The 222-nt window shown below is 55.9% G+C and carries 1 protein-coding gene; it reads left to right on the forward strand.

The annotated features are described in order from the left end of the window. On the forward strand, positions 1-222 hold a 222-nt coding region (locus AACR93_RS03980), incomplete at both ends, for a hypothetical protein (protein WP_043852287.1).

Consider the following 222-nt stretch of genomic DNA (forward strand, 5'->3'; position numbering starts at 1 on the left):
TGGAAGAGGAGATCCTGCGTACCAAGAGCGGTGCCGATCTGGTGACCCGTCTGCATGCCCATAATCCCTGGCTGATCTGCTCCCTAGTGCATAAGTTCGGTCGCACACCAGAAGGCGAGTCGGATGACGAAGATGACGGCAGCTCTGATGATTTTATTGCTGATATGCGCCGCAGCTTGCCCTCGGATTTCAGCCCCAAGGGCCAGCTGTTTGTGTTTGTCG

The organism is Aeromonas sp. L_1B5_3 (assembly GCF_963866575.1).
Taxonomy (GTDB): Bacteria; Pseudomonadota; Gammaproteobacteria; order Enterobacterales; family Aeromonadaceae; genus Aeromonas; species Aeromonas jandaei.